The sequence below is a fragment of the Comamonas jiangduensis genome, assembly GCF_030162955.1.
GTDB lineage: Bacteria > Pseudomonadota > Gammaproteobacteria > Burkholderiales > Burkholderiaceae_C > Comamonas > Comamonas jiangduensis.
This window is the reverse complement of sequence record NZ_JARXOV010000010.1, coordinates 13,132-39,626: the sequence shown is the minus strand read 5'-3', so window position 1 is coordinate 39,626 and position 26,495 is coordinate 13,132. Positions and strand designations below refer to the sequence as shown.

General features: G+C 59.8%; 25 protein-coding genes. 18 read left to right on the top strand and 7 right to left on the bottom strand.

From position 1 onward, the window contains the following. Positions 1-106: 106 nt before the first annotated feature. A complete protein-coding gene (gene ugpB, locus QEP12_RS09465) occupies positions 107-1,423 on the bottom strand; it encodes a sn-glycerol-3-phosphate ABC transporter substrate-binding protein UgpB (RefSeq protein WP_284214085.1) in 1,317 nt (438 codons plus the stop codon). Between the two features lie 406 nt (positions 1,424-1,829). Here ugpB and QEP12_RS09460 point away from each other — a divergent pair, with 406 nt between their 5' ends. The 17 genes from QEP12_RS09460 to QEP12_RS09380 all read left to right on the top strand — a co-directional run bounded on the left by QEP12_RS09460 (position 1,830) and on the right by QEP12_RS09380 (position 19,863). Beyond that, positions 1,830-5,741: a DUF3683 domain-containing protein gene (locus QEP12_RS09460; RefSeq protein ID WP_284214084.1), complete on the top strand. Its 3,912-nt coding sequence runs from the start codon at positions 1,830-1,832 to the stop codon at positions 5,739-5,741. Beyond that, positions 5,741-6,187 carry an HIT family protein gene (locus QEP12_RS09455; RefSeq protein ID WP_174862996.1) on the top strand — a complete coding sequence of 149 codons (447 nt, stop codon included), beginning with the start codon at positions 5,741-5,743 and terminating at the stop codon, positions 6,185-6,187. Before QEP12_RS09460 ends, QEP12_RS09455 begins: the two co-directional genes overlap by 1 nt. 105 nt (positions 6,188-6,292) lie before the next feature. Next, positions 6,293-6,772 carry a gamma-butyrobetaine hydroxylase family protein gene (locus QEP12_RS09450; RefSeq protein WP_246254166.1) on the top strand — a complete coding sequence of 160 codons (480 nt, stop codon included), beginning with the start codon at positions 6,293-6,295 and terminating at the stop codon, positions 6,770-6,772. Between the two features lie 280 nt (positions 6,773-7,052). Further along, positions 7,053-7,784 (top strand): bifunctional demethylmenaquinone methyltransferase/2-methoxy-6-polyprenyl-1,4-benzoquinol methylase UbiE, encoded by a 732-nt coding sequence (ubiE, locus tag QEP12_RS09445; RefSeq protein WP_174862998.1) that lies wholly within the window; start codon positions 7,053-7,055, stop codon positions 7,782-7,784. Between the two features lie 81 nt (positions 7,785-7,865). Next, positions 7,866-8,861 carry a Tim44 domain-containing protein gene (locus QEP12_RS09440; protein WP_174862999.1) on the top strand — a complete coding sequence of 332 codons (996 nt, stop codon included), beginning with the start codon at positions 7,866-7,868 and terminating at the stop codon, positions 8,859-8,861. Positions 8,862-8,894: 33 nt separating this feature from the next. After that, a complete protein-coding gene (locus QEP12_RS09435; protein WP_174863000.1) occupies positions 8,895-9,437 on the top strand; it encodes an SCP2 sterol-binding domain-containing protein in 543 nt (180 codons plus the stop codon). Next, a complete protein-coding gene (gene ubiB, locus QEP12_RS09430; RefSeq protein WP_284214083.1) occupies positions 9,434-10,999 on the top strand; it encodes a ubiquinone biosynthesis regulatory protein kinase UbiB in 1,566 nt (521 codons plus the stop codon). The genes QEP12_RS09435 and ubiB overlap by 4 nt, the downstream gene beginning before the upstream one ends. Positions 11,000-11,255: 256 nt before the next feature. Then, positions 11,256-12,713, top strand: a complete 1,458-nt coding sequence (locus tag QEP12_RS09425) for a high affinity choline transporter 1 (protein ID WP_284214082.1) — start codon at positions 11,256-11,258, stop codon at positions 12,711-12,713. Between the two features lie 179 nt (positions 12,714-12,892). After that, positions 12,893-13,171, top strand: a complete 279-nt coding sequence (locus tag QEP12_RS09420; RefSeq protein WP_219163770.1) for an FmdB family zinc ribbon protein — start codon at positions 12,893-12,895, stop codon at positions 13,169-13,171. An 8-nt stretch (positions 13,172-13,179) separates the two neighbouring features. Then, positions 13,180-13,803, top strand: coding sequence for a DUF502 domain-containing protein (locus QEP12_RS09415; RefSeq protein WP_174862462.1), 624 nt, complete (start codon positions 13,180-13,182; stop codon positions 13,801-13,803). A gap of 44 nt (positions 13,804-13,847) precedes the next feature. Beyond that, positions 13,848-15,650, top strand: a complete 1,803-nt coding sequence (gene aspS / locus QEP12_RS09410) for an aspartate--tRNA ligase (RefSeq protein WP_284214081.1) — start codon at positions 13,848-13,850, stop codon at positions 15,648-15,650. Between the two features lie 134 nt (positions 15,651-15,784). Next, positions 15,785-16,270: a dihydroneopterin triphosphate diphosphatase gene (gene nudB, locus QEP12_RS09405; RefSeq protein ID WP_174862470.1), complete on the top strand. Its 486-nt coding sequence runs from the start codon at positions 15,785-15,787 to the stop codon at positions 16,268-16,270. Continuing rightward, complete coding sequence (locus tag QEP12_RS09400; protein ID WP_284214080.1) at positions 16,267-17,070, top strand: endonuclease/exonuclease/phosphatase family protein; 804 nt, start codon at positions 16,267-16,269, stop codon at positions 17,068-17,070. The genes nudB and QEP12_RS09400 overlap by 4 nt, the downstream gene beginning before the upstream one ends. A 59-nt stretch (positions 17,071-17,129) precedes the next feature. Beyond that, positions 17,130-17,870: a GTP cyclohydrolase I gene (folE, locus tag QEP12_RS09395; RefSeq protein ID WP_246253977.1), complete on the top strand. Its 741-nt coding sequence runs from the start codon at positions 17,130-17,132 to the stop codon at positions 17,868-17,870. Between the two features lie 65 nt (positions 17,871-17,935). Then, positions 17,936-18,817, top strand: a complete 882-nt coding sequence (locus QEP12_RS09390) for an EamA family transporter (protein WP_174862465.1) — start codon at positions 17,936-17,938, stop codon at positions 18,815-18,817. Positions 18,818-18,827: 10 nt separating this feature from the next. Further along, positions 18,828-19,049, top strand: coding sequence for a hypothetical protein (locus QEP12_RS09385; protein WP_174862466.1), 222 nt, complete (start codon positions 18,828-18,830; stop codon positions 19,047-19,049). Positions 19,050-19,215: 166 nt separating this feature from the next. Continuing rightward, positions 19,216-19,863, top strand: a complete 648-nt coding sequence (locus QEP12_RS09380) for a LysE family translocator (protein ID WP_284214079.1) — start codon at positions 19,216-19,218, stop codon at positions 19,861-19,863. A 110-nt stretch (positions 19,864-19,973) separates the two neighbouring features. On the opposite strand, the gene QEP12_RS09375 is transcribed toward QEP12_RS09380, so the two are convergent. The 5 genes from QEP12_RS09375 to QEP12_RS09355 form a co-directional block, all read right to left on the bottom strand. Continuing rightward, positions 19,974-21,476 (bottom strand): ABC transporter substrate-binding protein, encoded by a 1,503-nt coding sequence (locus tag QEP12_RS09375; RefSeq protein WP_284214078.1) that lies wholly within the window; start codon positions 21,474-21,476, stop codon positions 19,974-19,976. A gap of 91 nt (positions 21,477-21,567) precedes the next feature. Further along, positions 21,568-22,431 (bottom strand): ATP-binding cassette domain-containing protein, encoded by an 864-nt coding sequence (locus QEP12_RS09370; protein WP_284214077.1) that lies wholly within the window; start codon positions 22,429-22,431, stop codon positions 21,568-21,570. Continuing rightward, positions 22,428-23,471 carry an ABC transporter ATP-binding protein gene (locus tag QEP12_RS09365; protein ID WP_284214076.1) on the bottom strand — a complete coding sequence of 348 codons (1,044 nt, stop codon included), beginning with the start codon at positions 23,469-23,471 and terminating at the stop codon, positions 22,428-22,430. The genes QEP12_RS09370 and QEP12_RS09365 overlap by 4 nt, the downstream gene beginning before the upstream one ends. A gap of 16 nt (positions 23,472-23,487) precedes the next feature. After that, positions 23,488-24,333, bottom strand: a complete 846-nt coding sequence (locus QEP12_RS09360; RefSeq protein WP_284214075.1) for an ABC transporter permease — start codon at positions 24,331-24,333, stop codon at positions 23,488-23,490. Beyond that, the gene (locus tag QEP12_RS09355) at positions 24,330-25,292 is read right to left on the bottom strand and encodes an ABC transporter permease (RefSeq protein WP_174862471.1); all 963 of its coding nucleotides are present in this window, start codon (positions 25,290-25,292) and stop codon (positions 24,330-24,332) included. Before QEP12_RS09355 ends, QEP12_RS09360 begins: the two co-directional genes overlap by 4 nt. Positions 25,293-25,481: 189 nt before the next feature. Between QEP12_RS09355 and QEP12_RS09350 the strand changes: the two genes are divergently transcribed. Continuing rightward, on the top strand, positions 25,482-25,742 hold the full coding sequence (locus QEP12_RS09350) for a YfhL family 4Fe-4S dicluster ferredoxin (protein WP_174862472.1): 261 nt from the start codon (positions 25,482-25,484) through the stop codon (positions 25,740-25,742). Positions 25,743-25,806: 64 nt separating this feature from the next. Here QEP12_RS09350 and pth read toward each other — a convergent pair whose 3' ends face one another. Then, a complete protein-coding gene (gene pth, locus QEP12_RS09345; protein WP_174862473.1) occupies positions 25,807-26,448 on the bottom strand; it encodes an aminoacyl-tRNA hydrolase in 642 nt (213 codons plus the stop codon). Positions 26,449-26,495: the final 47 nt, after the last annotated feature.

Sequence of the window (26,495 nt, the reverse complement as noted above, 5' to 3'; positions counted from 1 at the left end):
GTGTAATCGAATATGCGCGTATTGTGCCTAGCTGGCAGCCGCTGCGGCAAATTTGCAGCGGCTACCGTGTAACTCAGAAGGGTATTAGCCCTTCTGATCTCGCGGCTTACTTGCCGCCGTTAGCACGCTCAAAGCGTGCCAGCAGTTCATCGCCACGCTTGACGATGTTGTCCAGTGCTTGCTTGCCGGACTGCTTGCCCGACCACACTTGTTCGAGTTCTTCGTCCTCGATGGTGCGAATCTGCACGTAGTTGCCCAGACGGATACCGCGCGAGTTGTCAGTCACCTTGCGGATCATCTGGTTCACTGCCACGTCAGTGCCAGGGTTCTTGGCATAGAAGCCCGATTTTTCGGTCAGCTTGAAGGCTTCCATGGTCACAGGCAGGTAGCCGGTGCGCTGGTGCGAAGCGGCTTGGATTTCGGGCTGCGACAGGAATTCGAAGAACTTGGCCACGCCCTTGTACTCAGGGGCCTTCTTGCCAGCCATTACCCACAGCGAAGCGCCGCCGATCACGGTGTTCTGAGGAGCACCCTTGACGTCGTCGTAGTAAGGCAGAGGGGCCAGACCGTAGGCGAACTTGGCGTTCTTGGAGACATCGCCGTAGAAGCCGGACGAGGTCTGGATCATCGCGCACTCACCCGCAGTGAACGAGGCCTGGGCTGTCGAAGCGCGGCCCTTGTAGACAAACTCACCCGCCTTGGCTGCGGCAGACAGGTTGTCGATGTGCTTGACGTGCAAAGGCGAGTTGATCTTCAGGCGGGCCTTGTAGCCATCCTTGCCCAGACCGTTTTGGTGGGTTGCAAACTCCACGTTGTGCCAGGTGGAGAAGGACTCCAGCTGGGTCCAGCCTTGCCAAGCCAGGGTCATGGGGCAGCTGTGTCCCGATTCCTTGAGCTTCTTGGCAGCAGCGAACACTTCAGGCCAGGTCTTGGGCGCGGTGTCTGGCAAGCCAGCCTTTTTGAAGGCGTCCTTGTTGTAATAGAAGATGGTGGTGGAGCTGTTGAAGGGGAAGCTCAGCATCTGGCCGTTGGGGGCAGTGTAGTAGCCAGCCACAGCGGGGATGTAGGCCGCGGGATCGAACTTGGCGCCCGCATCGGCCATGATCTTGCCCACGGGCACGGTGGCGCCCTTGGAAGCCATCATGGTGGCGGTGCCCACTTCAAACACTTGCAGGATGTGAGGAGCATTGCCCGAGCGGAACGCAGCAATCGCAGCAGTCATGGACTCGTCATACACGCCCTTGAAGGTGGGTACGACTTTGTATTCGCTTTGGCTTTCGTTGAATTGCTTGGCCAGATCGTTGACCCACTCGTTGTTCACGGCGGTCATCGAGTGCCACCACTGGATCTCAGTGGCCGCGTTGGCCGCACCCATCGTGGTTGCGGCGATCACCGCAGACAGGGCGATTTGCTTGTATTGCATGGAAAACTCCTCTACGTGTAGAAAACTAGTGCCTTCATCGTATGAACAAATGCGACACTTTTATGACAGTCATTTCCCTGTGTGGAGGGTTATGACTGGCGCACTGCGATATGTCCGTGCATGCCAAAGCACACTGGCAGGCCCATAGCAACAGTGGCGCCATTCTAGAAGCCAAGAAAAATTTGAAGCTTAGGATTGACGCGAATTTTTTTCTTTTTTGATGCTTTTTGCGCGCAATTGTGGTTTTTGCGTAGTGGCGAAAAGAGAACAAAACCATAGCGAGAAGTTTTTGGCAATGCTGGCGTCAGGTCTCTTGGGGGTGTGTCAGCAGAGTTTGGGGGCTGGCATAAAATTGACCTCCCCATGACTTAAGGTGCGCCCACAGCGCCCAACCCGGTCTAAATCCATGAATGCACCGATTGCGCAGGCAGCGCTGGTGAACCGCGCTGCCGAACCCGCCCGTCTCCGTGAGATCCCCTATAACTACACCTCGTTTTCCGACAAGGAAATCGTGATCCGTTTACTGGGCACCTCAGCATGGAGTGTGCTCAACCAATTGCGACAAGAGCGTCAGACCGGGCGATCTGCCCGCATGCTCTACGAAGTGTTGGGCGATATGTGGGTGGTGCAGCGCAACCCCTACCTGCAAGACGACCTTCTGCACAACCCGGATCGTCGCAAGTTGCTGGTGGAGGCCTTGCAGCACCGCATGGCCGAAGTGCAAAAGCGCCGCCTGCCACAGGACGATGCACACCGCGATGCACTGGTGGGCGAGCTGATTGAGGCGGCCAACCGCGCGGTGCGCGAGTTCGACCGCATGTTTGTGGAAGCAGCAGATTTGCGCCAGCGTGTGCGCAAGACGCTGGGCAAGCTCACCCACAAAGACAACATCAAGTTTGATGGCCTCTCGCGTGTCAGCCACGTGACCGATGCCACCGACTGGCGCGTGGAATACCCCTTTGTGGTGCTGACGCCCGACACCGAAGCCGAGATGGCGCGGCTGGTCAAGGGCTGTATTGAGCTGGAGCTGACCATCATTCCTCGTGGAGGCGGCACGGGCTATACCGGCGGCGCCATTCCGCTGACATGGCGCTCGGTGGTCATCAACACCGAAAAACTGCAAGCCATTACCGAAGTGGAACAAGTCACGCTGCCCGGCGTGGACCACCCCGTGCCCACGGTGTGGACCGAAGCCGGTGTGGTGACCCAGCGCGTGGCCGATGCGGCCGAGCGCGCGGGCTTCGTGTTCGCGGTGGACCCCACCTCGATCGAGGCGTCCTGCATCGGCGGCAATATCGCCATGAATGCGGGTGGCAAAAAAGCCGTGCTTTGGGGCACCGCCTTGGATAACCTGGCCAGCTGGCGCATGGTGACCCCCGATGCGGAGTGGCTGGAGGTGGTGCGCATTGGCCACAACCTCGGCAAGATCCATGACGCGGAAATGGCCAGCTTTGAGCTGCGTTATTTCGCAGCCGATGGCAAAACGCCGTTGCGCACGGAGCGGCTGGATATTCCAGGCCAAAAATTCCGCAAGGAAGGCCTGGGCAAGGACGTGACCGATAAATTCCTGTCGGGCCTGCCCGGTGTGCAAAAAGAAGGCACGGACGGCCTGATCACCAGCGCGCGCTGGATTGTGCACCGCATGCCCGAGCACACCCGCACGGTGTGTCTGGAGTTCTTTGGTCATGCCAAGGATGCGGTGCCTTCGATCGTGGAAATCAAGGACTACATGTTCGAGGAGCAAAAGCGCTCGGGCGTGTTGCTGGCCGGTCTGGAGCATCTGGATGACCGCTATCTGAAGGCCGTGGGCTACGCCACCAAATCCAAAAAAGGCAATGGTGGTCTGCCCAAAATGGTGCTGGTCGGTGACATCGTGGGTGATGACGCCGACGAAGTGGCGCGCGTGACCAGCGAAGTGGTGCGCATTGCCAACTCGCGCAGCGGTGAAGGCTTTGTGGCCATCAGCGCCGAAGCCCGTAAAAAGTTCTGGCTGGATCGCAAGCGCACCGCAGCGATTTCGCGCCACACCAACGCTTTCAAGATCAATGAAGACGTGGTGATTCCGCTGCCCCGCATGGCGGAGTACACCGACGGCATTGAGCGCATCAACATTGAGCTGAGCCTGCGCAACAAGCTCAAGCTGTGTGATGCGCTGCTGAATTTCTTTGAAAACAGCAACCTGCCATTGGGCAAGCAAGATTACGCCAAGGACATTCCTTCGGCCGAGTTGCTGGAAGACCGTGTGCACCATGCCGTGGCGCTGGTGCAAGAAGTGCGTGACCAGTGGGCTGCATGGCTGGCCGATGTGGATGCCTTGTTCCCTCAGTTGCAAGACCACAGCCTGCGTGCCAGCTGGAAGACACAGATCCGCAAGCCGCTGGAGCAAATTTTCAGTGGTGAGGCGTTTGATGCCATCTTGGCGGAAGTGGTGCAAATTCACCAGCGCGTGCTCAAGGGCCGCGTGTGGGTGGCGCTGCACATGCACGCCGGTGACGGCAATGTGCACACCAACATCCCCGTCAACTCCGACGACTATGACATGCTGCAGACCGCGCACGAAGCCGTGGCGCGCATCATGGTGCTGGCGCGCAGCCTGGACGGCGTCATCTCGGGCGAGCACGGCATTGGTATCACCAAGCTGGAGTTCTTGACCGATGAAGAGCTGCAGCCCTTTGCCGATTACAAGCAGCGCGTGGATCCGCAAGGCCGCTTTAACCGCGGCAAGCTGATCCGCGAAAAGAACGGCCTGGTGCCTGCGGAGTCGCCGCGCGACGCGCTGATGTACGCCGACTTGACCAATGCCTACACGCCTTCGTTTGGCCTGATGGGGCACGAGTCGCTGATCATGCAGCAGTCCGATATTGGCGCCATCGCTGATTCGGTCAAGGACTGCCTGCGCTGCGGCAAGTGCAAGCCCGTGTGCAACACGCACGTGCCCGGCGCGAACATGCTGTACTCGCCACGCAACAAAATCTTGGCGACCTCGCTGCTGGTGGAAGCCTTCTTGTACGAAGAGCAAACCCGCCGTGGCGTGTCGATCAAGCACTGGCAAGAGTTTGAAGATGTGGCCGACCACTGCACGGTGTGCCACAAGTGCTTTACGCCTTGCCCGGTCAAGATCGACTTTGGCGATGTGACCATGAACATGCGCAATCTGCTGCGCAAGATGGACAAAAAGAGCTTCAACATCGGCAACAAAATGGCGATGGCGATGCTCAACGCCACCAACCCGGACACCATCAACGTGCTGCGCAAAGGCATGGTGGGGGTGGGCTTCAAGGCGCAGCGTCTGGCGTCGGATTTGCTGCACGCCGTTGCCAAGCCTCAGATGAAGCGCCCGCCCGCCACCGTCGGCAAGCCGCCCATCAAGGAGCAGGTGATTCACTTTGTGAACAAAAAGCTGCCCGGCGGCCTGCCAACCAAGACTGCGCGCGCTTTGCTGGATATTGAGAACAAGGACTACGTTCCCATCATTCGCAACCCGCAAGCCACCACGGCAGATACCGAGGCGGTGTTCTACTTCCCCGGCTGTGGCTCGGAGCGTCTGTACAGCCAGGTAGGCTTGGCCACGCAGGCCATGCTGTGGCACGCTGGTGTGCAAACCGTGCTGCCGCCCGGCTATCTGTGCTGCGGCTACCCCCAGCGTGGCTCGGGCCAGTACGACGTGGCCGACAAGATGATCACGGACAACCGGGTGCTGTTCCACCGCGTGGCGACCACGTTGAACTACCTGGACATCAAGACCGTAGTGGTGAGCTGCGGTACCTGTTATGACCAGCTGCAGGGCTACCAGTTCGACAAGATCTTCCCCGGTTGCCGCATCATCGACATCCACGAGTACCTGCTGGAAAAGGGCATTACCTTGCCCGGTGCGGCCGATGGCGCGCAAGGCGGTTACCTCTACCACGACCCCTGTCACAGCCCCATGAAGCTGCAAGACCCCATGAAGACCGTGAAGGCCTTGGTGGGCGATGCCACGATCAAGAGCGACCGCTGCTGCGGTGAATCCGGCACGCTGGGTGTCACACGCCCCGACATTTCGACGCAAATCCGCTTCCGCAAGGAAGACGAGCTGCGCCAGGGCGAGGCTGAATTGCGCGCCAATGGTTCGGTCCCTGCCAAGGGCAACGTCAAGATCCTGACCAGCTGCCCCAGCTGCCTGCAAGGCCTGAGCCGTTACGGCAACGACCTGCAAAACGGCCTGCTGGAAGCGGACTACATCGTGGTGGAAATGGCCAAGCAAATCTTGGGCGACAACTGGATGCCCGAGTATGTGCAGCGCGCCAACGCCGGCGGTATTGAGCGGGTGCTGCTCTAATGGCCGCCGATAACGCTGCAGCAGGCTGCGTGCTGTGTCGCGAGGCCGGCGGCCTGCCCGTCTGGCAGGGCGCGCAGTTGCGCGTCATCCGTGCGCAGGAAGAGGGCTTCCCGGCCTTCTACCGCGTCATCTGGACGGCGCATGTGGCAGAGCTGTCGGACCTGTCCGAGGCTGATCGCAACACCTGCATGGCCGTGGTGGCCGCGGTAGAGCGCGTGCTGCGCGAGCGTTTGGCACCCACCAAGATCAATCTGGCGGCGCTGGGCAATATGGTGGCGCACCTGCACTGGCACGTGATTGCGCGCTATGACTGGGACAGCCACTTTCCCGCATCGGTCTGGGCAAGCCCCTTGCGTGCGCGTGATTTAGCGCGCGAAGCACAATTGCAGCACGAACTCGCGGCCTGCGATGCAGCCATTGCGCAGGCATTGGCAGGCTGGGCTTAACAAATATGAGCGGCTTGCGCTGATTAAATAAGCGTTTCAGATAGTTTTGATGCTGAAGTTGGCTATTTACAAGCGCTGGCAGCTATCGTTTAGATAGGTAGCACCATGGCAGATATGCCTCTTCCCCAATCGCTGACTGTGCATGCCGCTTCGCGGGTGCTGGAGGTTGGCTATTCCGATGGCAAAAACTTTCGCCTGCCTTTTGAGTTGATGCGCGTGTACTCGCCTTCGGCAGAAGTACAAGGCCACGGCCCCGGGCAGGAAGTGCTGCAAACCGGCAAGCGCGACGTGACCATCGCCAACATCGAGCAGGTGGGCAACTACGCCATCAAGCCGTTTTTCAGCGATGGCCATGAAAGCGGCCTGTTTACCTGGAACTACCTGTACGAACTGGGCGAGCAGCAAGACCAGCTGTGGGCCGCCTATTTGGCGCGTCTGGAAGCAGCAGGTGTCGACCGCGACACTCCCATGCCCGAAAAAGCAGGTGGCAGCTGCGGCACTGGCGGCGGTTGTGGCTCGGGCAGCGCAGCAGCGCCTGCCAGCGGTGGTGGTTGCGGCAGCGGCTCTTGCGGTTGCAGCAGCTAACGCCAGCCACCTCGTGTGGCGCAGGCGCGCATCAATCTCCTGCGCAGGTTGGGCGATTTTTTTCTCAGCTTGTGCGTATGGTTTGATGCACCACAGTCACAGGTGAAATCCTCGGGTTTTCAACCTTGGCAGGCTGCGATGCTATATTTACCGTAGCTGGATAGGCAGGCTTTCAAAGCGGTTTACCCGGTACAGAATTTTGATTCAGGCACTGTATGCCCCGTGGTGATACGGGGTTGTCGCTGGTCTCAGCGCAGCGTCCTGCTTACATTTAAAGCTTATGAGCAGCACACACTTTGGATTCCAGACGGTCGACGAAAAAGACAAGGCCAGCCGCGTGCGGGGCGTGTTTGACTCGGTGGCGTCCAAGTACGACGTCATGAACGACCTGATGTCCGGCGGCCTGCACCGCGCCTGGAAGGCCTACACCGTCATGGTGGCCAACCTCAAAGAAGGCGACAAGGTGCTGGACATTGCCGGGGGTACGGGCGATTTGTCCATGGCGTTTTCCAAAAAAGTGGGCGCCACGGGCACCGTGGTGCACACCGACATCAACGAGGCCATGCTGCGCGTGGGTCGTGATCGCCTGACCGACAAGGGCATATTGCTGCCCACCTTGGTGTGCGATGCGGAGAAGCTGCCTTTCCCCGATGGCCACTTCAATCTGGTCAGCGTGGCGTTTGGTTTGCGCAACATGACGCACAAGGAAGTGGCGCTCAAAGAAATGAATCGTGTGCTCAAGCCCGGCGGCAAGCTGCTGGTGCTGGAGTTCTCCAAGGTGGCCAAGCCGCTGGAAAAAGCTTACGACTGGTATTCCTTCAACATCCTGCCCAAGATGGGTTCGATGGTGGCGGGCGACCCCGACAGCTACCGCTATCTGGCGGAATCCATCCGCATGCACCCGGGCCAGGAGGAACTCAAGGCCCTGATGCAGCAGGCGGGCTTCGGTCACGTGGACTATCACAACATGTCAGCCGGCATCGTCGCGCTGCACGTAGGTATCAAGTGCTAAACAGGGAGGAGACCCCCATGCATAGCTTCTTTGCCGGGTTTGGTTAAGTAACAGTTTTTGAAATTCAACGGAGATACAGCGATGAAAAAGGTGTGGGCAGTGACTTTGGCGGCAGCATTGGTCGTCATGCATCCCTTGGCAGAAGCCAAACGCATGGGTGGAGGCGGCTCGTTTGGCAAGCAGTCCAGCAATGTGACACAGCGCCAAGCCACACCACCCGCTGCACCGCCTGCACGCCCTGCGCAGCAGCAAAATGCGCAGCAAAACAACGCGTCGGCCAAGCCTGCGACGCCTGCTGCTGCAGCCCCCGCCAAGAAGCCTTGGGGCGCGATGCTCGGCGGTCTGGCGGCGGGTTTGGGGTTGGCGTGGCTGGCCAATTCGCTGGGTTTGGGTGAAGCCTTTGCCAACATGCTGCTGTTTGGCTTGCTGGCGCTGGTGGTGATGGTGGTAATCGGTGCCATCATGCGCGCCCGTGCGAACAAAAAGCCAGCGGCTGCACGTCCTGCCGCTTCGCCTTTCGCTTTCCAGGGTGCAGGCGCGCCTGTGCCGCCTGCGGAAGTCGCCACCCCTCCGCAGTACAAGTCGCACAACGTGGGCAATGACGCCTCGGCCCGCCCTTGGGAGCAAATCCCAGGCGGCACTGGCTCCATGATCGGCTCGGGCATCGGTGCTACGGCAGCCCAGTGGGAGGTGCCTGCAGACTTTGATGCCCAGGGTTTTCTGGATGCTGCCAAGCGCAATTTTGTGACGCTGCAAGCAGCCTGGGACAAGGGCGATATCGCCACCTTGCGCGCGATGATGACCGACGACATGCTGGCTGAAATCAAGCAGCAACTCGAAGAGCGTGAAGCCCAAAGCGCTGGCGCACCCAACCAGACCGATGTGGTCATGATTGACGGCCATTTGCTGGGTATTGAGGATTTGGGAGATTCCTACATGGCCAGTGTGGAATTCTCGGGTCTGATCCGCGAAGAACCCTCGGCAGGCCCCAGCCCCTTCCGTGAAGTGTGGAATATGGCCAAGCCCAAAGACAACTCCAGCGGCTGGTTGGTTGCGGGTTTACAAGCCTTAGGTTAAAAAACTTTCCACTTCAGGAATAATCAGGGGACTATGGCAACACAGTCCCCTTTTTCATTCCTGAACGGTTTAGTGGAGCGCGCGGTCGAAGTCGTGCAACCACCAAGCTGGCTCGTCCACGAAACCCAGCAGCGCGCGGTACTGTTTCTCAACCATGTGTTGATGCAGGAACGCGAAGCCATGGAGCGCCTGGTGCGCCAAAAGGGGCGCGTGGCCCGCGTCCAATGGCGCAATTTCAATATGGCCTTGGTGGTAACGCCTGCGGGTCTGCTGAATCTGGCGCCGGAGGGTGCGACCCCCGATCTGCAGTTGGAAATCACCGACACCAATCCTTTGGCTTTGGCGCAAGCCGCTTTGACCGGCGGCAAGCCCAATTTGCGCATTGAAGGTGATGTGCAACTGGCTGCCGAGATCAACTGGCTGGTGGACAACGTGGAGTGGGATGTCGAAGAAGACATGGCCCGCATCATGGGGGATGTGCCGGCCCACACGCTGGCCACGCTGGGACGTACTGTGGCGGGCGCGATCCGCCAGTTTGTGGGTGGCCGCATGCCCGCGGGCAGCGCGCAGCAATGAGTCGCTTTTTCCGAGGCTTCACCATCATCTGGGTGGTGCTGCGCTACGGGCTTGATGAGTTGGTGCTTTCCAGCTTTCAACACCCGTGGCTGAACCGTTTGCGCCGGGTGCTGACAATTGGCCGCAAGCTGGAAGCGCCGCGTGGCGTTCGCCTGCGTGAGGCGCTGGAGCAGTTGGGACCCATCTTTGTGAAGTTTGGCCAGGTGCTGTCTACGCGCAGCGACTTGATGCCCCCCGATGTGGCGCAAGAGTTGGCCAAGCTGCAAGACCGTGTGCCGCCGTTTGATTCGCACATCGCCGTCGCCACGATTGAGCGCAGCTTCCGCAAGCCGATTGACCAGATCTTTGTGCAGTTCGAGCGCACGCCGGTGGCTAGTGCGTCGATTGCCCAGGTGCACTTTGCCACTGTGCGTGATCGCGATGGCTCGGAGCGCGAAGTGGCCGTCAAGGTGCTGCGCCCGGGCATGAAGACGGTGATCGACAAGGATGTGGCCCTCATGTACATGATGGCTGGCTGGGTCGAAAAACTCTCGCACGAAGCCAAGCGCTTGAAGCCCTTGGAAGTGGTGGCGGAGTTTGACAACTACCTGCACGATGAGCTGGACCTGATCCGCGAAGCTTCCAACGCGGCGCAGTTGCGCCGCAACATGGAAGGGCTGGATTTGGTGCTGATTCCAGAAATCTTCTGGGATTACTGCCACACCGAGGTGATGGTGATGGAGCGCATGCAAGGCGTGCCCATCAGCCAGGTAGAGCAACTGCGCGAGGCAGGGGTGGATATCCCGCAGTTGGCGCGTGATGGCGTGACGCTGTTCTTCACCCAGGTGTTCCGCGATGGCTTTTTCCACGCCGACATGCACCCGGGCAACATCATGGTGAGCCTGGAGCCAAAGACTTTCGGGCGCTACATCTCGCTGGACTTTGGCATCGTGGGCACGCTCACGGAGTTTGACAAAGAGTACCTGGCGCAGAACTTCCTGGCGTTCTTTCGCCGCGACTACAAGCGCGTAGCCGCCTTGCACATCGAAAGTGGCTGGGTGCCTGCGACTACGCGTGTGGAAGAGCTGGAGGCGGCCATCCGTGCCGTGTGCGAGCCGTACTTTGACCGTCCGCTGGCTGAGATTTCACTGGGCATGGTGTTGATGCGCCTGTTCCAGACCTCGCGCCGTTTCCAGGTCGAGATTCAGCCGCAACTGGTGCTGCTGCAAAAGACGCTGCTGAACATTGAAGGGCTGGGTCGCCAACTCGACCCGAACCTGGATTTGTGGAGCACGGCCAAGCCATTCCTGGAAAAGTGGATGCTGGAGCAAATGGGGCCGCAGCGCTTTTGGCGCGAGTTGCAGGCCGAGGCGCCCCGCTACGCCAAGCTCATCCCCGAGTTGCCGCGCCTGGTCTACGGTTACTTGCAGCAAAAAAATGGCCCTGACCAGCAATTGGTACAGGAATTGCTGAAAGAGCAGCGGCGCACCAACCGTCTGCTGCAGGGCTTGGTTTACGGAGGATTGGGGTTTGTACTGGGCATGCTGGCCATGCAAATCCTTACGAGAGTTCGGGTTTTTTAACGCTGGCTCTGCATGGGGCTTGCTGCGTAAGCAAGTGCTTATCTGCAAATAAAGAGAGCGCCTGGCGCTTGTGTTTAAAGGCTTTGAGGGTGATATCTATCTCAAAGCTTGATGACTCAAGCGCAAGGCGCTCTTTTTTATTTGTGGCCGCAAGCAGACAAGCTGCGTTTTTTTCTCGAAAGGGTCGCGAGACATGCCCATAATCGCGCCTCAAAATTTTCTACAACCTCTTACCTTTTCCGGGGGAACAGCCACCATGCTGATTACCTTTATCGCCGCGTACCTGTTGGTGTCGATTGGCATTGGCCTTTATGCAGCGCGCCGTGTGAGCAACACGGCGGACTATGCGGTGGCAGGGCGCAATTTGCCGTTGTACATCGTGGTGGCCACCACGTTCGCGACCTGGTTTGGTTCGGAGTTGGTGCTGGGGGTGTCGGCCGTGTTCGTGCAAGACGGCCTGGGCGGGGTGGTGGAAGACCCGTTTGGCGCGGGCATGTGCCTGATCCTGGTGGGCCTGTTTTTTGCCTACAAGCTCTACAAAAAGAACCTCATCACCATTGGTGATTACTACCGCCTGCGCTACGGCGAGAGCGTTGAGCTGTTGTGCTCGGTCATCATCATCTTCAGCTATCTGGGCTGGGTGGCGGCACAGGTTACGGCACTGGGGCTGGTGTTCAACTTGCTGACAGACGGCGCACTGAGCATGGTGCAGGGCATGGTGCTGGGCACGCTCATTGTGCTGGTGTACACCTTGTTTGGCGGCATGTGGTCGGTGGCGGTGACCGATCTGGTGCAGATGATTGTGATTTGCGCGGGTTTGGTGGCGATTGCCATCTTTGCCGGCGATCTGGCTGGCGGCGCAGACAAGGTGATCGACTACGCGGTGGCTGAAGGCAAGATGCAATTTCTGCCCGTGGAAGCTGACGCCAAAACATGGCTGTTTTTCTTTGCTGCAGCCATCACCATGATGCTGGGCTCCATCCCGCAGCAAGACGTGTTTCAGCGCGTCATGTCGTCCAAAAACGAAAGCGTCGCGCGTTTGGGCCCCATCATTGGCGGCAGCTTGTACATCGTGTTCGCCTTCATCCCGATGTTTGTGGTGACGGCGGCTGTGCTGGTCATGCCCGAGGCGACCGCGGCACTGATGGAGGAAGACCCCCAGAAGATCTTGCCCACACTGGTGATGCAGCACATGCCCGTGGCGCTGCAAATTGCCTTCTTTGGTGCGTTGCTCTCGGCCATCATGTCGACCGCATCGGCCACCATGCTGGCGCCCTCGACCTCGTTTGTGGAGAACGTGCTGCGCAACCTCAAGCCCGGCATGAGCGATGCGCAAACCCTCAAGGCCATGCGCGTGACCGTGGTGGTGTTCACCGTCTGCGTGCTGGTGTATGCCATCAGCATGCAAGACAGCTCCATCTATGAAATGGTCGCGGGTGCCTACCAGGTGCCGCTGGTGGGGGCCTTTGTGCCGCTGGTGTGTGGTCTGTACTGGAAGCGTGCCACCACGCAAGGTGCTTTGCTGGCCGTGGCGCTGGGCTTGGGCGTGTGGCTGACATTTATCTTCATGCCCGGCTGGGCCGACCTCTTCCCGCAACAATTGGCCGGTCTGATTGGTGCATTCACCGGCATGGTGTTTGGCTCGCTGGCCCCGCAGTACATTGCCAACCAGCAAGATGAGGTGGTGCATTACCAAGGCAGCAAGACGGAATAAAACCGCTGGTTGCAAGCGGATCCAAGGGCGCTCAGGCGCCCTTGGTGCGCTGTGGGGCATGCATTGCTGGTAGCAGGGCATTGCCCATCCCACTTTGGGCGACACAAAGCACGGCCGCCTATAATTGAGAGTTTTTGCGAATTCTCTGTTTTTGGCCTTTGGCCTGATGACCTGAAGCTATGCCGATTTATGCGTACAAGTGTGCCGCCTGTGGCCACGCCAAAGATGTGCTGCAAAAGATGTCTGATGCAGCGTTGACCGACTGCCCAGCCTGCGGCGCCGCTGCATTTTCCAAGCAATTGACTGCACCGGGCTTTCAACTCAAGGGCACGGGCTGGTATGCCACAGACTTCAAGGGGGGCTCCAGCGGCACTCCAGCCACTGCGGCGGCGCCCGCGTGTGATGCGGGCGGCAGCGCCTGCGCCGCGGCAGGCTGCCCCGCAGCGGCGGAGGCTTGAAGCACCCCATGTCTGCTCTGCGTAAATGGCTGTTCACCGGCTTGCTGGTTATCGTCCCGGGCGTGATTACGGTCTGGGTGCTGCACTGGATCATCAGCACACTGGATCAAACCCTGTATCTGTTGCCCGCCGATTGGCAGCCCGATCACTTGCTGGGCATGCACATTCCGGGGTTTGGCGTCATCCTGACCTTGGTGGTGCTGCTGTCGATTGGTGCCATTGCCAGCAATTTTGTAGGCCGCAAGTTGGTGTCTTGGGGCGATGCCGTCATCACCCGCATACCGGTGGTACGCTCGATTTATTCCAGCGTGAAGCAGGTGTCGGACACCGTGTTTTCCGACAACGGCAATGCGTTTCGCACGGCCGTGTTGGTGCAGTGGCCGCGTGAAGGCGTGTGGACGGTGGCCTTCATCACCGGCAACCCTGCGGGCGAGGTGGCCAGCTACCTGCGTGACGAGTTTGTGAGCGTGTTTGTGCCCACCACGCCCAATCCGACAGGTGGTTACTTTGTGCTGATGCGCAAGAGTGACTGTGTGGAACTTGAAATGAGCGTGGACGCTGCGCTCAAGTACATCGTCTCTATGGGTGTGGTGGTGCCGCCGCCACTGCCCCTGCCGGACGAAGAACGATAAACAACCCAAACAAGCGCGTCCCCTGAGGCGCAGGAAGATAGACCATGGCCATGCGCTCTGAATATTGCGGTCTTGTGACCGAAGCCCTGATGGGCGAAACCGTTACCCTATGCGGTTGGGTGAATCGTCGCCGTGACCACGGTGGCGTGATCTTTATTGACCTGCGCGACCGCGAAGGCTACGTGCAAGTGGTGTGCGACCCGGACCGCCCCGAGATGTTCAAGGTGGCCGAGGACATCCGCAACGAGTTCTGCGTGCAGGTCAAGGGCATCGTGCGTGCACGCCCCGCCGGCACCACCAACGACAAGCTCAAGAGCGGCCAGATTGAAGTGCTGTGCCACGAGCTGAATGTGCTCAACGCCGCGGTGACCCCTCCCTTCCAGGTGGATGACGACAACCTGTCCGAAAACGTGCGCCTGACCAACCGCGTGATGGACCTGCGCCGCCCCGTGATGCAGCGTAACCTGATGCTGCGCTACAAGACCTCTATCCAGGTGCGCAACTTCCTGGACAAGCTGGGCTTTATCGACATCGAAACCCCCATGCTGGGCAAGTCCACCCCCGAAGGCGCGCGCGACTACCTGGTGCCTTCGCGCGTGCATGACGGCCAGTTCTTCGCGCTGCCCCAGTCGCCCCAGTTGTACAAGCAGATGCTGATGGTCTCGGGCTTTGACCGTTACTACCAGATCACCAAGTGCTTCCGCGACGAAGACCTGCGCGCTGACCGCCAGCCAGAATTTACCCAGATCGACTGCGAAACCTCGTTCCTGAACGAAGAAGAAATTCGCGCCATCTTCCAGCAGATGATCACCGAAGTGTTCAAGCAGCAGCTGAATGTGGATCTGGGCGAGTTCCCCATCATGACCTACCAGGATGCGGCCTTCCGCTTTGGTTCGGACAAGCCCGACCTGCGCGTCAAGCTGGAGTTCACCGAGCTGACCGATGTGATGGCCGACGTGGACTTCAAGGTGTTCTCTACCCCCGCCACTACCAAGGGTGGCCGTGTGGTGGCCCTGCGCGTGCCCGGTGGTGCCCAGATTTCGCGCGGCGAGATCGACGGCTACACCGAGTTCGTGAAGATTTACGGCGCCAAGGGCCTGGCGTGGATCAAGGTTAACGAAGTGGCCAAGGGCCGCGACGGCCTGCAGTCGCCCATCGTGAAGAACCTGCACGATGCCGCGATTGCCGAAATCTTGAAGCGCACCGGCGCGCAAGATGGCGACCTGATTTTCTTTGGTGCCGACAAGGGCAAGATCGTCAACGACGCCATCGGCGCGCTGCGTCTGAAGATCGGCCACAGCGAATTCGGCAAGAAGAGCGGCCTGTTCGAGGACAAGTGGGCACCGCTGTGGGTGGTGGACTTCCCCATGTTCGAGCACGACGAGGAAGAAGACCGCTGGGTGGCCGTACACCACCCCTTCACCTCGCCCAAGGATGGCCACGAAGAACTCATGGCGACCGATCCCGGCAAGTGCATTGCCAAGGCCTACGACATGGTCTTGAACGGTTGGGAGTTGGGCGGTGGCTCGGTGCGTATCCACCGTGCTGACGTGCAGGCCAAGGTGTTTGAAGCGCTGAACATCACCCCCGAGCAGCAGCGCGCCAAGTTCGGCTATCTGCTGGACGCGCTGCAGTACGGCGCGCCTCCCCACGGTGGTCTGGCCTTCGGTCTGGACCGTCTGATCACGCTGATGACCGGCTCCGAGTCGATCCGCGACGTGATTGCCTTCCCCAAGACCCAGCGTGCGCAGGACCTGCTGACCCAGGCACCTTCGCCGGTCGACGAGAAGCAGTTGCGCGAGTTGCACATCCGCCTGCGCAACCCCGATGCGCTCAAGGCATCGTAAATCGATTGCTCTTGTATTCATAGCTTCTAACGCTTGATAGATAAGCGTTAGAAGCTAAAAAGACCAAAAGCCTTTGCGGCAACGCAAAGGCTTTTTTCGTGTCGTCGTCACGCTTTGGTGTGAAGATGAACGGTATGAATGCTCCGTGCCACGGCCTGTCTTACAAAATCCCCCAGTCGGTGCTGGTCGTGATTTACACCGCCACGGGGCAGGTGTTGTTGTTGCAACGCACCCAGGGTGACGGACTGGGTGGCATGTTTTGGCAGTCGGTGACGGGTAGCAAGGAGGTGCAGGACGAAGCGTGGCACCAAGCGGCTGCCCGCGAGGTGTGGGAGGAGACGGGTATTGATGTGCACGCACCGGGCTGCCAGCTGCAGGATTGGGAACTGGAGAACCGCTACCCGATCTATCCCCAATGGCTGCACCGCTACGCACCAGGGGTGTGCATGAACACCGAGCGGGTGTTTGGGCTTCGGGTGCCGTCCTACGTTGAAGTCACCTTGAATCCGCAAGAGCACACCGCATTTGCTTGGCATGCTTGGCGCGAAGCAGCAGATCGCTGTTATGCGCCTTCGAATGCCGAAGCCATTCTTCACTTGCCTGCTTTTCTTTCTGCATGACGTCTGAGCCACTGTTTCCACTTGCTGCCACAGCAACCACCGAGTCCGGGCTGATCGTGCCTGCGGATACGGGGATTTTGCGCGTCGCCACCTACAACATCCACAAAGGGGTGCAGGGCCTGGGGCCAACGCGGCGGCTAGAGATTCACAACCTGGGGCTGGCGGTGGAGCAGCTGGATGCAGACATTGTGTGTCTGCAAGAAGTGCGCAAGATGAACCGCCGCGAGGCCAACTATTTCGAGAACTGGCCACAGGTGGGGCAGGCCGAGTACCTGGCCCCGGAGGGCTATGAGGCCATCTACCACACCAACGCCTATACGCGCGATGGAGAGCATGGCAACGCGTTGCTCTCGCGCTGGCCGGTGCGTGACATCAAGCATCTGGATGTCTCTGACCACCGCTTTGAGCAGCGTGGTTTGCTCCATGCGGAGGTAATGTTTCAAGGCCGTTCGGTGCATACCGTGGTCGTGCACTTGGGGCTGATTGCGGGCAGCCGGGTGCGCCAAATTCAACAGTTGCACCAGTTCATCGAGCGCGAAGTGCCGCCCGGTGCACCGGTGGTGGTGGCGGGCGACTTTAACGATTGGGGCAATCACATCAAACGCATGCTGGCGGGTTTTGGCATGTATGAATACGATGGCGACAGCAGCACCTTCACCTACCCCTCGCGCCTGCCGTTGGCACAGCTGGACCATGTATACGTGCGTGGCCTGGAGCCGATGAGCTTGCAGGTGCCGCAAGGCCGTATTTGGTGGCGCATGTCGGACCACCTGCCGTTGATTGCAGAGTTCAAACTCTGAGCGGCAGCACAATCCCATAGCGTCTGTCGGCCCGCTGATTCACTGTTACCATGCCGCCCATGTTTCAAGATTTGGTTGCAGCTTCTGCCCAACAGCCCGCGGTGCAAGACCCGCAAGGCACCCCCGTCTCCGTCAAAATCCGCGAGCGGGTGCAGGCGGCTGGGCGTAGTTTTCACGCGAATGACAATATTGCGGAATTCATCGAGCCCGGTGAGCTAGAGCTCCTGCTCGACGAGGTGGAAAGCAAGATGCAGGGCGTGCTCGACAGCATGGTGATTGACACCGTGAACGACCACAACAGCCAGGCCACTGCACGCCGCGTTGCCAAGATGTACTTGAAGGAAGTGTTTGCGGGGCGCTACCACAAGCAGCCTGCGATCACCGAGTTCCCCAACGGCAAGAACCTCAATGAGCTGATGATTGTGGGCCCCATCACGGTGCGTTCAGCCTGCAGCCACCATCTGTGCCCGGTCATGGGCAAGGTGTGGATTGGGGTGATGCCCAACAAAAACACCAATGTGATTGGCCTGTCCAAATACGCGCGCTTGGTCGATTGGGTGCTGGGGCGCCCCCAGATTCAGGAGGAGGCCATCATTCAGCTGGCCGACCTGATCATGGAAAAAACCCGACCTGATGGCCTTGCAGTGGTCATGGAGTGCTCACATTTTTGCATGTCTTGGCGCGGCGTTCGTGAAAAAGACAGCAAGATGCTCAACTCTGTCATGCGGGGCGCCTTCCTCAAAGATCCCACGCTGCGCCGTGAGTTCCTGGCCTTGATCCCCGGGCGCAAGGCCGATTGAAGTTGTCTTCCCTTGCATCTCCAGGCTGCGCGTTGCGCAGCCTTTTTTGTGGCTGAGTTGCTGGCATGTCGCTCCAAGCATTTGCACTGATTGTGTTGGCAGGGCTGATCCACGCCGGGTGGAACATTGCCGCCAAAAAAGCCGGGGGCGATGCGCGCTTTGCCTTCTTTTCTTCGGCCTTGCTCATCGTTGTGTGGGCACCGCTGGCATGGTGGGTGGGTCATGACGTGGTGCCGCACTGGGGCTGGCAGCCGTGGGCCTTGGTGGCCGCCAGCGGGGTGTTGCACCTGTTTTATTACGTGATTTTGCTGCGTGGCTACCGCCATGCCGATCTGACGGTGGTGTACCCGCTGGCGCGTGGCAGTGGCCCGTTGATGAGCTCTTTGTTTGCGATTGCGGTGCTGGACGAAGCCATCTCCCAACTGGGTGTACTGGGCATTGTGGGCGTGGTGCTGGGGGTGTTTTTGATTGCGGGTGGCCCCGGGCTGTTTCTCCAGCGCCGTGACGCGGCGGCGCAGCAGCGCCTGTACCACGGCCTGCTGTATGGCGTGGTGACGGGCATCTTTATTGCGGGCTACACCGTGGTGGACGGCTACGGCGTGAAGGTGCTGCTGCTGTCGCCCATCCTGATCGACTACCTGGGCAGCTGTTTGCGCGTGCTGCTGCTGGCACCTGTGGTGTTGCGCAATCTGCCCGAGGCCCGTTCGCTGTGGACAGTGCAGTGGCGCTGGGCGCTGCTGGTGGCCGTGGTCAGCCCGATTGCCTATGTGCTGGTGCTGTTTGCCATGCAAAGCGCGCCGATTTCGCATGTGGCGCCGGCACGCGAGGTGTCCATGCTGTTTGCGGCGTTGATTGGTGGGCATTTGCTCAAAGAGGGTGACCGCATGGTGCGCATTGGCGGGGCCATCCTGATTGCGCTGGGTGTGACGGCCTTGGCTATCGGCTAAAGTGGGCGCCATGCAAAGCTTGAATGTGCGAAATGGTGGCCTTGCCGTTGCGTTGCTTGTGGGGGCCTTGTCGGCGGGCGCGGCGCCCGCGCCGTGGTTTTGGTGGGCCAGCAAGCTCGATGGGCAGCGCGTGTGCGCACAGTTCATGCCTGCGCAAGGGTGGCGCAAGGCCGAGGGGCCGTTTCACAATGCGCAGTGTCTGCCGGGGCGCGGGGTGCTACAGCCGCGCTGAAAAGCGGGCTGCCGCAGTCGCCGTGCGGCATTCCTCCAGCCCCGCTGCGCGCGTTGCATGCGGGGCTTTGTTTTTGGCGCACTGTGGCGTCGCCAGCAGGCACTGGTGATGCGGCGGGCGTGCACGCACAATCCAAGCTTGTTGTGTGTTGCAAAGAGATGATCCCATGCCTGCTGTAGATGCTTTGCTGGCTTTTTTTGGGGTGGCGGTGCTGTTGGCGCTCAGCCCCGGGCCCGATAACTTGTTTGTTCTGGTGCAGTCCGTGCAGCGTGGCTGGCGTGTGGGCATGTGCGTGGTGCTGGGGCTGTGTCTGGGCATTTTGGTGCACACCACAGCGGTGGCACTGGGGCTGGCGGCGGTGTTTGCGGCTTCCAGTGCGGCGTTCACGGTGCTGAAGTGGTGCGGCGCGGCCTATTTGGCATGGCTGGCGTGGGGCGCATTGCGGGCGCCGGCCAGCACCAGCGCAGCGCCGCAGGTTGCAGGCCAGCTGCCGCCGCTGCCGTGGCGCGAGGCGCTGCGTATGGTGGGCCGCGGGGTGGTGATGAATTTGACCAACCCCAAGGTGCTGATTTTCTTTCTGGCCTTTTTGCCGCAGTTTGCCGACCCGGCGCGGGGCAGTGTGGCGCTGCAAATCATCTGCTTTGGCTGGGTGTTTGTGCTGGCAACCTTCTTGGTGTTTGGCGCGATTGCCTGTTTTTCAGGGGCTTTTGGCGGCCTGCTGCTGCGCTCTGCACGCGGGCAGTGGTGGCTGAATCGGCTGGCGGGGCTGGTGTTTCTGGGGCTGGCCGTGCGGCTGGCTACGGTGCAGAAGTGATGATTTTTAAAAAAGAATAGCTTTTGGCGCACATAAACAAAGGACTTCAGATGGTTAAGTATCTGAAGTCCTTGTTTGGTAAGCGCAAGGCGCTATGGTCTTTGCGGTGCCTAGTTTTTGTCTGACCAGTGCATGGCCGACAAATCGTTCACAAAAATCGGCATGTCTTTCCACAGGCCGCGCAGATTTTTGTTGGCAATCGTCACCCACTGGGGCTGGTACAAAAAGCCGTGCACGGCGTCATTGGCCAGCAGGCGCTGGGCCTCACCCAGCAAGCGTGCGCGGTCGGTGGGTTTGGGCGTGTGCTTGATCTTCTCAAACAGATCGCGGAACTCTTGCGAGTCATAAGCCCAGTAGTAATCGGGCTTGGCAAAGTTGCCCAGATCAAAAGGCTCGACGTGGCTGATGATGGTCAGGTCGTACTGCTTGTTGCCGTAGGTGCCCGACAGCCACTGTGCCCATTCCACGTTCTGCAGCTTGACTTCAATGCCCACCTTGGCCAGCTGGGCTGCAATGATTTCGCCGCCCTGGCGCGCATACGGGGCCGGGGGCAGGGTCATCGTCAGCTTCAGCGGCAGTGGCACGCCCGCTTCTTTGAGCAAGGCCTTGGCTTTGTCGATGTTGTGCGGGTTGATGCCGGTGGTGTCCACATAGCCAAACGCGCCGGGCACGTAGTGGCTGCCAATGGGCACGCCATAGCCCTCGGCAGCGCCTTCGATGATGGCCTTGCGGTCAATGGCAGCCGCGATGGCCTTGCGCACACGCACATCGTTCAACGGTTTCTTGCCGTTGTTGATGGCCAAAATGGTTTTGGCGCGTGAGCCGCTGATGATGACTTGAAAGCGCGGGTTCTTCTCAAACTGCGGCACGCTGCGCGGTGTGGCGCGCGGGAAGGCATCCACATCGCCGGCCAGCAAGGCGGTCACCTGGGCGGCTGCGTCGGGAATGAAGCGGAACGTTGCGCGCTTGATGCGGATCTTGCCTGCATCGCGGTACTGCGGCCATGCCACGAGGGTGACGGACGCGCCCTTTTGCCATTGCGCCAGCTTGTACGGGCCGGTGCCAACCGGTTTGCTGGTGTTGGTGGCAGCGCTCTTGGGCTCGACGATGATGGAGGTGCCCTGGCCCAGCACGAACAAGAAGTCCGGGTCGATGTCTTCGGTGATCAGCTCGACGGTGTAGTCGTCAATCACCCGCACCGACAAATTGGCAAATGTGCGCTTGTCTTTGTTGGTGCTTTTGTCACCGCCCGCACGCTCGAACGAAAACTTCACGGTGTGCGCATTGAAGGGCTCACCGTTTTGGAATTGCACGCCCTTGCGCAGGCGCAGGGTGTAGGTTTTGAGGTCGCTGGAGACTTCCCAGCTCTCGGCCAGCAGGGGGGAGACGCTGCCATCCGGGTTGATCTTGGTGAGCGTCTCAAAGATGTTGTATTGCGTGATCTCCGAAATCGAGGAGGCGGCGCTGGCCGTGGGGTCCAGCATCGGAGGCTCCAGCGTCAAGGCCAGTGTCACCGTGTCTTTTTTGGCTGGCTGCGCAAACGTTGGCAAGGGCACCAGCGTGGTCAAGCCTGCAAAGGCGCCAGATGCCAGCAAGCTGCGGCGATGGATCATGATGGGCGGTCTCCGGAATGTCTCAATGAATCGGTCAAATAGCAAACAGGCCTGCAGTGCTGTCTCGCACCGTCAGGCCGCAGACCGCTTTTTACACCAAGTTAGAGCTGGCTTTCTCGCGCAGCTGGCGCAGTGCCCGCGCACGGCCCGGGGCAATCTGGGGCACGGCATTCAGCAGCTTTTGCGTGTAGGGGTGCTGGGCATGGTTAAACAGCTGTTTGGGGCTGCCACGTTCCACCACGCTGCCCTGCTGCATGACGATGACTTCCTCACACAAATGATTGACCACGGCCAGGTCGTGGCTGATGAGCAAATACGTCATGCCAAAGCGTTGTTGCAAGTCCAGCAGCAGGTTAAGCACCTGGGCTTGCACCGAGACGTCCAGCGCACTGACCGGTTCATCGGCCACGATGAGCTGGGGGTGGGTGATCAAGGCACGGGCAATCGCAATACGCTGGCGTTGGCCGCCCGAAAACTCGTGCGGGTATTTGTCCAGATCACTGGTTTGCAGGCCCACTTGGTGCAACACCTCCGCGGCTTGCTCGCGCTGCTCGGCGCGCGTGGAGCGGCTCAATGCCTCCAGGGGCTCTGCCACGATGCGTGCCACGGTCATGCGCGGATCCAAAGAACCATAAGGATCCTGGAACACCATCTGGTAGTTGCGCCGCGCCGCGCGCATGGCTTTGCCAGAGAGGGTGTGGATGTCTTGCCCATCCCACAGCACATGGCCGGTGCTGGGGGTGTCCAGCCCCATGGCCAGACGCGCCAGGGTGGATTTACCCGAGCCTGATTCACCCACAATCCCGACGTTGCGGCCGCTGTACACGGTGAGATCCACGCTGTGCAGGGCATGTACCTGCGGCGCTGCTTGCCACAGCTGGCGCCGGGGCAAGCGATAGGTTTTGCCCAGTGCCTGGGTTTGCAGCAGCGGTGCACGGAGGTGGTCAGGCGTCATTTCCAGGCCTCTGTATTGCCGGGGCGCATGGCCTCGGGGCGCAGGCAGCGCACCTGGTGTACGCCAAGGCTGCTGTATTCAGCTTCTTGGGGTTGAAAGCTGGGAATGCCTACGCGCTGGGGCTTGTTGTCGTAGCACTGCGCCTGGGTGAAAGCGCAGCGCCCGGCGAAGGTGCAGCCATGCGGCAAATCGCGCAAGCTGGGGACGCTGCCGGGAATGGTGAACAAGTCCAGCGGCTTGCCACTGGGCTGGCGGGGCGCATCCAGCCGTGGGCGCGCGGCCATCAACCCTCGGGTATAGGGGTGGCCCATGTGGCGAAAGAGGGCGCCGGTGGGCCCGCTTTCTACAATCTGGCCGCCATACATGACCAGCATATCGTCCACGTTTTGGGAGATCACGCCCAGGTCATGAGAGATGAGGATCAGCGCCATATTGCGCTCTGCCACCACTTCATTGATGAGATCCAGAATCTGCTGCTGCACCGTAACGTCCAGTGCGGTGGTGGGTTCGTCCGCAATCAGTAAGTCAGGCTCACAGGCCAGCGCCATCGCAATCGTGATGCGCTGGCGTTGCCCGCCCGAGAATTGGTGCGGGTAGTCGTGCATGCGGCGTGGGGCGTCAGGAATGCCCACGCGCTCAAGCAAGGCAGTGGCTGCCCGCAGTGCCTGCTGGTGCCCCAGCCGTTGGTGCAGCCGCAGCGGCTCGGCCACCTGGCTCCCAATCGGGTGTACCGGGTTGAGTGCGGTCATGGGTTCTTGGAACACCATGGCGATACGGTTGCCGCGCATGGCTTGCCAGTCGCGCTCGGTTTGTCCGAGCAGCTCACGTCCCTCCCAGCGTATGCTGCCGGTGACACTGGCGTTGTCGGGCTGCAGCCCCATCAGCGTTTGCGCGGTCAGCGATTTACCACTGCCGGACTCGCCAATAATGCCCAGCGCGTGTCCACGCTCCAGCTTGAACGACAGGTGGCGCAGCGCTTGCACAGCGCCTTGGCTGCTGCGCAGAAAAAGGTTCAGTCCGGTGACTTCAAGCAGTGGCATGGCGGTCTTGCGGCATTTAGCGTTGGCGCGACAGGCGCGGGTCCATCACATCGCGCAGGCCGTCGCCCAGCAGATTCAGCCCCAACACAGACAAGGCAATGGCTACGCCGGGAAATACGGCCAGCAGCGGTGCTTGGAACATCAGGGTCTGGGCATCGCTGAGCATGCGCCCCCACGACGGTTGTGGCGGCTGGGTGCCCAGTCCCAGATAAGAGAGGGCAGCTTCCGCCAGAATGGCCAGCGCAAACTGGATGGTGGCTTGTACGGTGAGTACGCCCAAAATATTCGGCAGCACGTGCTGCAGTGTGATGCTGAAGCGGTTTTTGCCGCAAGCGCGTGCAGCCATGATGTACTCGCGCGCCCACACTGCATTGGCCGAGGCACGGGTAATGCGCGCAAAGGTGGGAATGTTGAAGATACCAATTGCGATGATGGCGTTGACCATGCTGGGGCCAAACACGGCGGTCATCATGATGGCCGACAAAATGGCCGGAAAGGCAAAGGTGAAGTCCGACATGCGCATGATGACTTCCTCCACCCAGCCGCGCAGGGCAGAGGCCAGCAAGCCCAAGCTAACGCCAAACACCACCCCGATACCCACCGCAATCACGCCCACGGCAATGGAGCTGCGTGCCCCCACCATGATTTGTGAGAGCACATCGCGGCCAAAAGCATCGGTGCCCATCCAGAACTGGGGGCTGGGTGGTAGTAGCTTGGCCTCCATATTCATGGCATAGGGGCTCCAGGGCGTCCAGATAAAAGACAGCAGCGCACCCACGAGCAAGGCCAGGGTGAGGATGCCGCCAATCACAAAACTGGGGTGGCGCAGCCCGCGCTGCAACAAGGTGCGGGGCTGGTTCATAGGTCGCTGGCTTTCACGCGGGGGTCAATGGCGGCATACAGCACATCCACCACAAAGTTTACAAAGATCACCATGGCTGCCAGCAGCATCACGCAATTGCGCACCACAATCAGGTCGCGGTTGGCAATCGACTGAAAGATCAAGCGGCCCAAGCCGGGCAGGTAAAACACGTTTTCCACCACGATGGTGCCCGCCAGCAAATTGGCAAACTGCAGGCCCATGACGGTGATGACAGGAATCAGGGCATTGCGCAGCACATGGCCCCACAGCACCGCGCGCTGGCTCAAACCCTTGGCACGGGCGGTGCGCACAAAGTCTTCGCGCAGCACCTCCAGCACGGCAGAGCGGGTGATGCGCGCCAAAATGGCAGCCTGCACCACCGCCAAAGCAATGGCCGGCAGCAGCAGGGCTTGGAGCGCGGGCCAGAAACCGCCGCCCATCTCGGAGCTCCAGCCTGGGAAGCCGCCAGCCGAAAACCATTGCAGCTTCACCGAAAACAGCAGGATCAACAGGATGGCAAACCAGAAGTTGGGAATGGCAATGCCCAGCTGGGCCAGGCCCATGATACCGATGTCGCCCAGCTTGTTGTGTCGTGACGCGGCGTATACCCCGGCCAGCAAGGCCAGCACCGTGGTGATGACCATGGCCAGCACTGCCAGCGGCAGTGTCAGTGCCAAGCGCTCTTGCACCAATTCCCACACGGGTGAGCCGTAGGCATAGCTGTTGCCGAGATTCCCAGTGAAAAAACCGGCCATCCATTCCATGTAGCGCTGCAGTGCAGGCTGGTTCAGCCCCAGTTGCTCGGCCATGGCGGCCACTGCCTCGGGGTCGGCATCCGGCCCCATCAGCACCTGCGCGGCATTGCCCGGCAAAATTTCCAGCACCGCGAACACTACGGCAGAAGCTCCCAGCAGGGTGGCAATCAGCGTGAGCAGTCGTTGGAGGAGAAAAACACTCATGGAAACAAAGCGGTCAAGGGGAAGCGGGCACAGAGCATAGCGGCAAATCCCACAGTACAAAGCATGGAAGTGTGCGCCAGATATCCAGTAGACGATGCGGGGCACGATAATTGCACCTATGTCCCCTGTGTTGAACACCTATGACCGTGCGGCCACCGTTGGCGCGGCCTTGTGCCAAGGAGGCGTGTAATGGCGCTAATGATCACGGATGAATGCATCAATTGTGATGTATGCGAGCCAGAGTGTCCCAATGACGCCATTTACATGGGGGAGCTGATCTATGAGATCGACCCCCACAAATGTACCGAATGCGTCGGTCACTTTGAGGAGCCTCAGTGCATGCAGGTGTGCCCGGTCTCGTGCATTCCTGTAAACCCCGAGTTTGTGGAAAGTCGAGAGACTTTGCTGCAAAAGTTTGAGCGCTTGCAGGCGCAAGCGGCCCAAAGCTAAAACTTTCAAATATTAATCAAATTGGCTGCTAGCGCTTATCCAGTAAGCGCCAGTAGCTATTTTTTTATTCTTCGATTGCAGGGCCGGAGGCTTCTGTCGGTGGCGCTGGCTTGCGCGCTGGTTTGGGGCGAGGCGGCTTGTTGGTATTGATTTGTACCGTGGCCTTGTCCATGTCGCCTGCCACCAGTAATGGCCAGGCCTTCAAGCTGCGATCAATCTGCTCTTGGATGGCATTCCACTGATCTTGGGGTGGTTTTTTAAGTACCCAGCCCGAGACCTCCCCTTTTTGCCCGGGGTGGCCAATACCGACGCGCAAACGCCAGTACTCGGGGCTGCCCAGCTGGGCGTGGATATCGCGCAAACCGTTGTGGCCGCCATGACTGCCGCCCTTTTTGAGCTTGATTTGGCCGGGTTCGAAATCCAGCTCATCATGAACCACCAGCACTTCTTCGGGCTTGATCTTGAAAAAACGTGCCAAAGCACCGACGGATTTGCCCGACAGATTCATGAATGTTTGGGGCTGCAGCAACCACACCGTATTGCCTTGCACATTGGCGCGTGCGACCAAACCCCAGTAGCTGCGCTCGGGCTGCAGCTGTACTTTGAGCTCACGGGCCAAGCCATCAATCCACCAAAAGCCGGCGTTGTGGCGTGTGTCTTCGTATTCCGGGCCGGGATTGCCCAAGCCCACAAACAGTTTGATCATGTGAGGATTATCCAATCAGGACGAGAGACGTCGTATCACCCAGCAAA

Excerpts from the sequence above, each read along its gene's own strand:
- ugpB (WP_284214085.1), bottom strand. The coding sequence starts at position 1,423 with ATGCAATACAAGCAAATCGCCCTGTCTGCGGTGATCGCCGCAACCACG.
- QEP12_RS09460 (WP_284214084.1), top strand. The coding sequence starts at position 1,830 with ATGAATGCACCGATTGCGCAGGCAGCGCTGGTGAACCGCGCTGCCGAA.
- QEP12_RS09455 (WP_174862996.1), top strand. The coding sequence starts at position 5,741 with ATGGCCGCCGATAACGCTGCAGCAGGCTGCGTGCTGTGTCGCGAGGCC.
- QEP12_RS09450 (WP_246254166.1), top strand. The coding sequence starts at position 6,293 with ATGGCAGATATGCCTCTTCCCCAATCGCTGACTGTGCATGCCGCTTCG.
- ubiE (WP_174862998.1), top strand. The coding sequence starts at position 7,053 with ATGAGCAGCACACACTTTGGATTCCAGACGGTCGACGAAAAAGACAAG.
- QEP12_RS09440 (WP_174862999.1), top strand. The coding sequence starts at position 7,866 with ATGAAAAAGGTGTGGGCAGTGACTTTGGCGGCAGCATTGGTCGTCATG.
- QEP12_RS09435 (WP_174863000.1), top strand. The coding sequence starts at position 8,895 with ATGGCAACACAGTCCCCTTTTTCATTCCTGAACGGTTTAGTGGAGCGC.
- ubiB (WP_284214083.1), top strand. The coding sequence starts at position 9,434 with ATGAGTCGCTTTTTCCGAGGCTTCACCATCATCTGGGTGGTGCTGCGC.
- QEP12_RS09425 (WP_284214082.1), top strand. The coding sequence starts at position 11,256 with ATGCTGATTACCTTTATCGCCGCGTACCTGTTGGTGTCGATTGGCATT.
- QEP12_RS09420 (WP_219163770.1), top strand. The coding sequence starts at position 12,893 with ATGCCGATTTATGCGTACAAGTGTGCCGCCTGTGGCCACGCCAAAGAT.
- QEP12_RS09415 (WP_174862462.1), top strand. The coding sequence starts at position 13,180 with ATGTCTGCTCTGCGTAAATGGCTGTTCACCGGCTTGCTGGTTATCGTC.
- aspS (WP_284214081.1), top strand. The coding sequence starts at position 13,848 with ATGGCCATGCGCTCTGAATATTGCGGTCTTGTGACCGAAGCCCTGATG.
- nudB (WP_174862470.1), top strand. The coding sequence starts at position 15,785 with ATGAATGCTCCGTGCCACGGCCTGTCTTACAAAATCCCCCAGTCGGTG.
- QEP12_RS09400 (WP_284214080.1), top strand. The coding sequence starts at position 16,267 with ATGACGTCTGAGCCACTGTTTCCACTTGCTGCCACAGCAACCACCGAG.
- folE (WP_246253977.1), top strand. The coding sequence starts at position 17,130 with ATGTTTCAAGATTTGGTTGCAGCTTCTGCCCAACAGCCCGCGGTGCAA.
- QEP12_RS09390 (WP_174862465.1), top strand. The coding sequence starts at position 17,936 with ATGTCGCTCCAAGCATTTGCACTGATTGTGTTGGCAGGGCTGATCCAC.
- QEP12_RS09385 (WP_174862466.1), top strand. The coding sequence starts at position 18,828 with ATGCAAAGCTTGAATGTGCGAAATGGTGGCCTTGCCGTTGCGTTGCTT.
- QEP12_RS09380 (WP_284214079.1), top strand. The coding sequence starts at position 19,216 with ATGCCTGCTGTAGATGCTTTGCTGGCTTTTTTTGGGGTGGCGGTGCTG.
- QEP12_RS09375 (WP_284214078.1), bottom strand. The coding sequence starts at position 21,476 with ATGATCCATCGCCGCAGCTTGCTGGCATCTGGCGCCTTTGCAGGCTTG.
- QEP12_RS09370 (WP_284214077.1), bottom strand. The coding sequence starts at position 22,431 with ATGACGCCTGACCACCTCCGTGCACCGCTGCTGCAAACCCAGGCACTG.
- QEP12_RS09365 (WP_284214076.1), bottom strand. The coding sequence starts at position 23,471 with ATGCCACTGCTTGAAGTCACCGGACTGAACCTTTTTCTGCGCAGCAGC.
- QEP12_RS09360 (WP_284214075.1), bottom strand. The coding sequence starts at position 24,333 with ATGAACCAGCCCCGCACCTTGTTGCAGCGCGGGCTGCGCCACCCCAGT.
- QEP12_RS09355 (WP_174862471.1), bottom strand. The coding sequence starts at position 25,292 with ATGAGTGTTTTTCTCCTCCAACGACTGCTCACGCTGATTGCCACCCTG.
- QEP12_RS09350 (WP_174862472.1), top strand. The coding sequence starts at position 25,482 with ATGGCGCTAATGATCACGGATGAATGCATCAATTGTGATGTATGCGAG.
- pth (WP_174862473.1), bottom strand. The coding sequence starts at position 26,448 with ATGATCAAACTGTTTGTGGGCTTGGGCAATCCCGGCCCGGAATACGAA.